Source organism: Clostridium sp., assembly GCF_051278035.1.
GTDB lineage: Bacteria > Bacillota > Clostridia > Clostridiales > Clostridiaceae > Clostridium_AD.
The window spans coordinates 1-8,195 of the sequence record NZ_JBNMNU010000181.1; the positions used below are offsets into that span (position 1 = coordinate 1).

At 29.8% G+C, this 8,195-nt stretch carries 10 protein-coding genes; 4 read left to right on the forward strand and 6 right to left on the reverse strand.

The annotated features are described in order from the left end of the window. Positions 1-1,432 (forward strand): glutamine synthetase (locus ACJAX4_RS19740; RefSeq protein WP_435791152.1); only part of this gene is annotated, 1,432 nt, incomplete at its 5' end. A gap of 85 nt (positions 1,433-1,517) precedes the next feature. Here the strand turns inward: ACJAX4_RS19740 and ACJAX4_RS19745 are convergent. Beyond that, entirely contained in the window at positions 1,518-2,465 is a 948-nt protein-coding gene (locus ACJAX4_RS19745; protein WP_435791153.1) for an N-acetylmuramoyl-L-alanine amidase, read from the reverse strand. A 261-nt stretch (positions 2,466-2,726) separates the two neighbouring features. Between ACJAX4_RS19745 and ACJAX4_RS19750 the strand changes: the two genes are divergently transcribed. Next, complete coding sequence (locus ACJAX4_RS19750; protein WP_435791154.1) at positions 2,727-3,362, forward strand: MBL fold metallo-hydrolase; 636 nt, start codon at positions 2,727-2,729, stop codon at positions 3,360-3,362. 55 nt (positions 3,363-3,417) lie between these two features. Here the strand turns inward: ACJAX4_RS19750 and ACJAX4_RS19755 are convergent, their stop codons facing one another. Together ACJAX4_RS19755 and ACJAX4_RS19760 are read right to left on the reverse strand one after the other, a co-directional pair. Beyond that, the gene (locus tag ACJAX4_RS19755) at positions 3,418-3,957 is read right to left on the reverse strand and encodes a cob(I)yrinic acid a,c-diamide adenosyltransferase (protein ID WP_435791155.1); all 540 of its coding nucleotides are present in this window, start codon (positions 3,955-3,957) and stop codon (positions 3,418-3,420) included. Between the two features lie 85 nt (positions 3,958-4,042). Next, positions 4,043-4,177 carry a hypothetical protein gene (locus tag ACJAX4_RS19760; RefSeq protein ID WP_435791156.1) on the reverse strand — a complete coding sequence of 45 codons (135 nt, stop codon included), beginning with the start codon at positions 4,175-4,177 and terminating at the stop codon, positions 4,043-4,045. 518 nt (positions 4,178-4,695) lie between these two features. On the opposite strand from ACJAX4_RS19760, the gene ACJAX4_RS19765 reads away from it, so the two are divergent. Then, positions 4,696-4,896, forward strand: a complete 201-nt coding sequence (locus tag ACJAX4_RS19765) for a cold-shock protein (RefSeq protein ID WP_431546099.1) — start codon at positions 4,696-4,698, stop codon at positions 4,894-4,896. 210 nt (positions 4,897-5,106) lie between these two features. Then, complete coding sequence (locus ACJAX4_RS19770) at positions 5,107-5,286, forward strand: hypothetical protein (RefSeq protein ID WP_435791157.1); 180 nt, start codon at positions 5,107-5,109, stop codon at positions 5,284-5,286. Between the two features lie 71 nt (positions 5,287-5,357). On the opposite strand, the gene ACJAX4_RS19775 is transcribed toward ACJAX4_RS19770, so the two are convergent. From ACJAX4_RS19775 to ACJAX4_RS19785, 3 genes are all read right to left on the reverse strand, one after another. After that, the gene (locus ACJAX4_RS19775; protein ID WP_435791158.1) at positions 5,358-6,194 is read right to left on the reverse strand and encodes a hypothetical protein; all 837 of its coding nucleotides are present in this window, start codon (positions 6,192-6,194) and stop codon (positions 5,358-5,360) included. A gap of 117 nt (positions 6,195-6,311) precedes the next feature. Then, on the reverse strand, positions 6,312-6,896 hold the full coding sequence (locus ACJAX4_RS19780; protein ID WP_435791159.1) for a hypothetical protein: 585 nt from the start codon (positions 6,894-6,896) through the stop codon (positions 6,312-6,314). Between the two features lie 125 nt (positions 6,897-7,021). Next, positions 7,022-8,195: hypothetical protein (locus ACJAX4_RS19785; protein WP_435791160.1), on the reverse strand; the 1,174-nt coding region annotated here is incomplete at its 5' end.

Here is an 8,195-nt window from a genome sequence, read left to right on the forward strand (position 1 = left end):
AGCTTCATTTGATTTTGAATATGAAGATATTGATGAAATTGTGCTTACTAGTGCAACAGAGCTAGAATTCTGGGTAAAAACACCTAATGATAGAGCTCACATTGAAGAACTGTCTACCTCTCAAGTACTTAAAGAACAATACTGGAGTAGACTTAAAGGCAGTGTTAGAACTGCCATGGAGCAATCTCTTCTTTTAATGGGCAAGTATGGTTTCGAACCTGAGATGGGACATAAAGAAGTTGGTGGCGTAAAAGCTAAAATAGGCGAAACTGGTTCACTTACTCATATTATGGAACAACTTGAAATAGATTGGAAATTTTCTGATGCTCTTCAATCTGCGGATAATGAGCTATTTATAAGAAATTTAGTAAAAGAAACCTTCAGACGTAACAGTTTAGATGTTAACTTTTTAGCAAAGCCAGTGCATGATGTAGCCGGAAGTGGTGAACATACTCATATTGGAGTAGCCGTAAAATTAAAAAGCGGTAAGAGAGTTAACTTATTTACTTCAACTAAAAAACACTTTTTAAGCAATATTGGTTACGCCGCTGCTATGGGTATTCTTAAAAATTACGAAGTAATAAATCCATTTGTTTCTCCAACAAATGATTCCTTAAGAAGATTAAAACCTGGTTTCGAGGCTCCTGTTTGTGTAGTAACTTCTCTTGGTCATAGCGTAGATGTTCCATCAAGAAATAGATCTATACTTCTAGCCCTAATAAGAGACCTTGATAATCCTCTTGCTACAAGATTTGAGCTTAGAGCTCCAAACCCACATACTAATTGCTATATTACTATAGCTGCTATATATATGGGAATACTAGATGGTCTTACTTATGCTATCAAAAACAATAAAAGTGAAGATGACCTTTTAAGTGAATTGTCTAAAGCACCAGGAGATGACAGCGATTATTTAGAGAAAGATAGAGCTTACAGAAGTGAAGAAGATGTTTTTGAGTTCTATACGGATGATGAACGCGCAAAGTATTTTGGAAAAGCTCCTAAAACCATTTATGAAAACCTTCTTGGATTCGATGAATACCCTGATAAACTTAAAGTACTTAAGGTTTGCGATGTATTTACCGAAAGCCTACTAAATAGTTTTAAAATGGCAACGGAGACTAGATGGATTACAGAAATAAATAACAGAATACTTAATGATTATGCATCCGAAATTAGGCATTCCAAAATGATTCATACTCCAGATACTGCTTTGGATTTAGATTTGGATAATTGGAAAGAAATTAATGATTTAAGACATTCACTTATGAAAGATACTTATTCTAAGACCAGTTTATTTACTAAAATAAAAGAAGCTTCTAAAACTGAGAACTTTGAAGAACTTTCTAAATTACAAATAGAGTTAGATGTTCAGATGGAAGCGCTTAGACTTTATTATGTAAACTATAAAAAGAATCTACTAGATATTTAAATAATATGTTGCAAGATAAAAAATCACCTCTATAGTAAGATACTATGGAGGTGATTTTTTATTATAATTTTAACAATAAAAACTATTAATATACTATATCGGTTTTTCCTAAACACTTAAAAATACCTGTTGAAATTGCCTTAGCTACTTTATTTTGGTAATCATCTGAATTTAATAGAAATTCTTCTGTCGGATTAGTAAGAAATGATGTTTCTACAAGTACTGACGTAGAATCTGTATACTTCAAAACATATAATCCAGAAGATGTTTTAAGACCTCTATCGTATTTTCCGGTTTCTTTAACCAATTCAGTCTGAATTGCTTTAGCCAGCTTTTGTCCCTCTTCGTTCCCTGCAAAATACCAAGTCTCAAGACCGTTAGCTTCCGGATTTGAAAATGCATTAGCATGAATACTTACAAAATAATCTGGTTTTTCTTTATTAGAAATAACAGTTCTTTCCTCAAGACTTACTGCAGTATTAGTCTTTCTAGTATATATGGTTTCAACACCATTCTTAACTAATATATTTCCTACTTTTAGAGTAATATCTAGTACTACTTTTTTTTCTTGAAGTCCACTTGGTCCTATAGCTCCAGGTTCACTTCCCCCATGCCCTGCATCTAAGACAATTTTGTAGCTTGTACTTGTATCCACTGTAGTAAAATTCATTCTAACTTCTTTAGGAAGAGGGTTTCCATCTGCGGACTTAACCTTTTGTGTAACTATTAAAGTATATCTCGTATTAGATTCGTAATTTTTTAAAGGTTTTACCACTATACTTTTATTATAGTTAACTAAAATTACACTAACGTCAATGTAAGTATTATTATTTCCAATAACAACAACATTCGCATTGTTAACACTAGCTGGATTTAAATCTTTATTAAAATCCACTGTCCATGCTTTACTAACTGCCACATTACTTTTAGTCCCCATATCTGTGTATGTGCTTGCCTTAACCGTTTTTTGCATAGGTATACTGAGTGCAACAGTTAAAATTGCAAATATAATTGCTTTAAAGATACTTTTCATGTAACCCCTCCTAAGTCATTTTATTTATCATACTTATTTATATCATTATATACATAATTATAAGTATGAATGTAAATTTTGGTATTAGTCATGAGTTTATTATACTATATATTTATTGACATCTCCATGGTTTCCAAAAATTCTTTTAATATATTTATACATTACATTGAAATTCAATAAATATACTTTTATAATTGTGTATTTCTCTATGAAATAGGCCATAATTAAATAATAAACAACCATATTTAAAGGAGAATTTAAATGAAAATAACTTGGCTAGGTCAATCATGTTTTATTTTGGAAGACTCAAAAGGTAGGAAACTTTTAACTGATCCATTTGACCCTACTTTAGGATATGATACATATAAAGGTAACGCAGATATTGTAACTATAAGCCACCAGCATTTCGATCATAATTACTCTAAGGAGATAAAAGGTGTTTATAAAATAATAGATAAAATTGGCTTGTTCTATATTAATGATATATCTATAAAAGGGTCCCCCTCTTTTCATGACAAAGTTAGTGGTTTCAAACGAGGTGATAACATAATATTCACTTTTAGAATGGATGAGTATAGCATATGTCATTTAGGAGATTTAGGTCACACGCTTTCAGCTGATGATATAGACGCTATTGGAGATGTGGATATATTGTTTATCCCTGTTGGTGGTAATTATACAATTGATGCAAAGGAAGCCTTTGAAATCACTACAAAAATAAATCCCAAAATAGTTATACCTATGCACTATAAAACTTCACTAGTATCTTTCCCTTTAGATGGGGTGGAAACATTCCTTATGTACATGAAAAACGCATCAAAAATAGGTAGCAATATCTTAGTAATTAATGGTGAAATAAAAGAGTCAATGTCGGTAAAAATATTGAATTGTATCTAGAATAGGGGCTTCCATTTAAAAAAGTGGAAGCCTCTTAATATTGTTTACCTTTCAGTTAAAATTCTATACCTTCTCTAGATGGAACTCCTTCATTAAAATAATGCTTTATATCCTTCATCTCAGTTACAAGGTTTGCTTTATCTAGTATAGCCCTAGGAACATTTCTTCCTGTTAAAATTAATTCTATATTACTAGGTTTTTTATCTATTAATTCTATTAATTGATCTTCACTTATTAGTCCGTTGCTCAGTGCTCCCATTACTTCATCCATGATAAGTATATCGCATTTTTCTTCCTTTAACGCTTTCCTGCAAAATTCATATCCCTTTTGAACTTCTTCTTTTAATTCAATTTTTTCCTCAGCATTTAATGTCCAGAAGAATCCTCTTTTTTCCTCAAACCTAAATATATTAAAAAAGGGAGCCAATTTTTTAGCACTTTCAATTTCGCCAGTTTTACTTCCTTTTAAAAACTGAACCATAATTACATTATATCCATTCCCTGCTGCACGCACAGCTAGGCCTACAGCTGCAGTAGTTTTTCCCTTACCATTTCCTGTATATATTTGAACATATCCATTTTTTAATTTACCCATTGTATTCATTTCTCCTTATCTCGACTATTTATTATCTCATCATAAGCGTATCCACTATAACACCAAATATTTATTCATAGGTCTTTCACTCTTCTGACAGCTTTGATAAACCTGTTGCGCTCTCAAAAGGTTCTCCCCCTAATAATGTTACCTCTTTTATTATAGGCATATTATCCTCTACTTTCAACGCCCAATTTTCTAAAGTATATGCATTCTCCATGATAGTTTCGAGTTAAAGCTGCTAATGTTTAAGCAAGTCCTGTAAAACCTATGCCCCCTAATCCGTTTTTTAAGATGGGTTTTATTCAATCATTTGGTGTTAACCCCTCACTACCTAACATAAGCCCATGTCCTACTACAAATGGCAAATCTTCAGCCCTCAGTTTTTTAATATATCATACCTATGCATAAGTACTTCTCTTTCGAGTTCTAATTTAACCTGAATTAACTTGTAACCCTTTCAACACAACATGTTGTGCTTTTTACAATCTATTCTAGAAAAAGTTCGATATCAATTTTAAATTTACTTTTATATGTTTTTTTAAGAAGGTGCTAGTATAAAACAAATATAAAAAGCCAAACTATATTTGCGACATAAGTAAACCACTGAAAAATTTAATGTTAAAATACTAAGAATATTATTTTTTTTCACATATCTATTTAAAAATCTACTAAAGTGTAGTATTATAATAGTAGGTTACATATGTTACAAATTTTTTTATTCAGGAGGAAAGTTATATGAAAACAGGTATAGTTAAATGGTTTAATTCAGAAAAAGGGTTTGGTTTCTTATCCGTAGAAGGAGAAGAGGACGTATTCGTACATTTTTCAGCTATTGAAGGAGACGGATATAAATCTTTAGAAGAAGGCCAACAAGTTCAATTCGAAATAACTACTGGAGCTAGAGGACCACAGGCTTCTAACGTTACTAAACTATAATTCAAAATCTAGGGCATTCTATAATATAATAAAGTTATAGATAAACCACCTATCACTTAGTGATAGGTGGTTTTTTATGTATGATTCTATCTATAAATCTAACAAATTTATATTATTTATAAAAACATTAATAATTTTCTGAATATAATAGTTCTCTTTGCTAAAACTATATTAAGGGTATTATATATTTTATGAAAGGATGTTTTTATAATGTTTGGAAAGATAATAGATATGAACAATACAGATGCTTTTATAAATTTTTTAGATGGAACTACTATGGATATAAGCGTTTCGCATTTACCTAAAAATTCAAAAATAGGGGATTCAGTTGATATAAACCTTGGTATTTTTACTAATACACATAATGATAAAATGGAAAATTTTTTTTAAAGTATTTAAAAATAAAGAACAGTATCCATTTTACATATAGGTATACTGTTTTTTATTTTTTTAATATACCATTAGAATTTTTCAGGCTTTTCATCTTCAAAAATTTCAATATTCCAAGCATTATCATACTTAGCCACTATATAATACACCTTTTCTTTCTCATCCACTGAATTTGTAATTGTCATGGTAGATTTATATATAGTAGATTTATACCCTTCTGTTTTAACCTTTATTAACAAATCTGCATCTGCCCATGCTTTGTTATCTTTTGCTAATTGTGTGTTGAAATCACTAAGTAGCTTGCTTTTAAATGTCTCTAAGTCAGTTGATAATATAAATTTAGATGCTTCTACATCTTCACTTATATCAAGCAATATTTTTTTATTCTTAACCTCTTCTTTAAAGTAATTATCAAATACCTTTAAAATTGAATCATAATATACTGTTTTAAAATCTATAGGCTTTCTAATATTCCAAAAATTTTGTATGATATCATTATCAATTCTCTTAGATACAATATAGCTTTTGTCTTCACTGTATAAGTTAGCTCCATCTTTTTTATCAAGACCCGCTATATAGTTGAACTGGTGAACTTTATCTAGTCCCTCATACATTTCAAATATATAATCCGACTCTAGAGTTGACTTTTCAGTAACTTCTTTAGATGATGACAAAATTTCATACATGTCTTTTATAGCTATTTCATCCGTAACTACAAATTTAAAGTTTTTGTCTCTAGTACTTTGTATTATTATCTTTTTTATTCTTCCCTGCTTGATGTACTCAAAATCATTATTTTTTATCCCTAGTTTTACTTTGATATTATCAAAGCTTTCACATCCTGTAAACATAAATACAGCTATAAGGATAAACGATAAGATAATAAGATTATTCTTATTTTTGTGCATTTGTTATCCTCCTTGCCACTCTCATAAATAATTAAAAATTGTGTGTTTTTCCTCTGACACTTTCCTTTGAGAATGAAATCAAATAAATTATAATACACAAAGAATCTTTAAGCAACTTTAATTGACGTTAAAAGTATCTATTATACTTTCAAAAATAGCCCCATAAGCTTCTTTGAAATTAACATCTCTTGTGAAAAATGAAATCCTATAAAATTGTCCATTGTCAGCAATGAAATATTCATAGGCCTTGTACCAATTATTGTTAGTTACATTTATTAGATAATGCACTAAATATGTTTTTTTACCATTTATAATAACGCTATCCATCTTATAATTTTTAATTACATTTTGCTCCTGAGATATTTTTTTGCTATTTTCTAAAAATATTTTTAAATCCTCCTTGCTGTTCCACACTTCTACAAACCCATGAATTAGCGCATCCGATGATTGAAAATCATTATGATAAATAATTTCTCCACCAGGAAACTTTTTTTCTCGTGTTGTCCATCCTTCAGGTAGTTTGTAGCTTATTTTACCATTTAAACCAGTATAATCATCTAACAAATTAATGTTATTCTCTACTAGAATAGTAGTTTTTAGCTTATCGTCAAATTGTTTTGATATACCCACAAGTGTAATCATGAGTCCTAATAATATTACTATAATTCCTACTTTTCTTCTATTTATAAATATAATCTTCAAAGTACCCCTCCACATATATTAATATTAATATACTATATGATAGATATTAAATATATATTAAATAAATATTAAAAAAATTAAATGTGCGACTAAATCATATAGTCGCACATTTAATTTCATAAATTTTATTTCTTTAAAGGAACAACAATTGTAGATTTTTTCGGATCATAAAACATAAGCCAATATCCCATTACGTCGCTGTTTTTATCTTGGATCCAAGTTACAAATCCAGTTTTTCCTCCACAAGGTTGATGTGCTTTAGCTTTGCTTCCAGGTATTCCATAAACAATATATTTCATTTTTCCACTAGCATCACATTTATAACCCAGCATAAAAGATTTATGGTTTCTAATGTATGGATAGTAGTAAATCATTGGATAATATGCTATTGTATATTTATTATAATCACTAAAATCATACATATTTTCTAAGTTATTCACAGGTACCTTATACCACTTGCACCATTTAATTTCCTTAGAAAAATCAGTTACCTCTTCAAAATCTTTTGCTACTGCCTTAAAGAAATCTCCCATAGCACCCTTTGGATATTCATCTTTATCTTTATCTTTACACTTTTCTTCTTTATCTTGCTTCTTCTTATGTCTATCTACATCATAATCATCTTCAGTTTTATTAATTTCGATTTCTAGTTCTATGCCATCTGATTTTTCAATGTTCTTATCACTTTTACTATTTTCAACACTTTCAACGTTTTCGACTCTTTCAACGTTTTCAATACTAGCTACTTGACTAGTATCTCTTTCTTCATCTACGTCTCTTTCAACTTCATCATTCTTCTCTTCTTTATCAACAGTTTCATCAGTTTTTACTTTAATTGATTCAATGCTTTGTTCATATTCATCAAACTCATTAATTACACTCTCTGTTCTGGTCTCTTCCTTTTCCTTATTAAAATCTGCTAACTTATAATTTCTCCATTCATTGGGTTTATCTGTTGTTGAAAATCCACTCATTATAGAGACTACATTATTATCTAGAAATTTCACAATTGCAGCCCCAATAATCTTTTCAGCAGAAATACCAGTATCCGCTATATTTTCTGTATCATACTCATGTGAAATATCTACCCTGCCATAATCGTCTATGTTCAATTTGCCCAGTTTTATGATTTTATTTACATCTTTTTTACCACATATCAAAACCATGTAGTAAGGTTGCTTTTCTTTCCTTAGGTTTTGCACATAGTATGAAACCTTACATTTACTGTTTTTCATTTCAAGCTTAGCATAACCAGACGGAATTTTTTCAGAGTCTAAAGAATACCCTTTCTCATCTTCT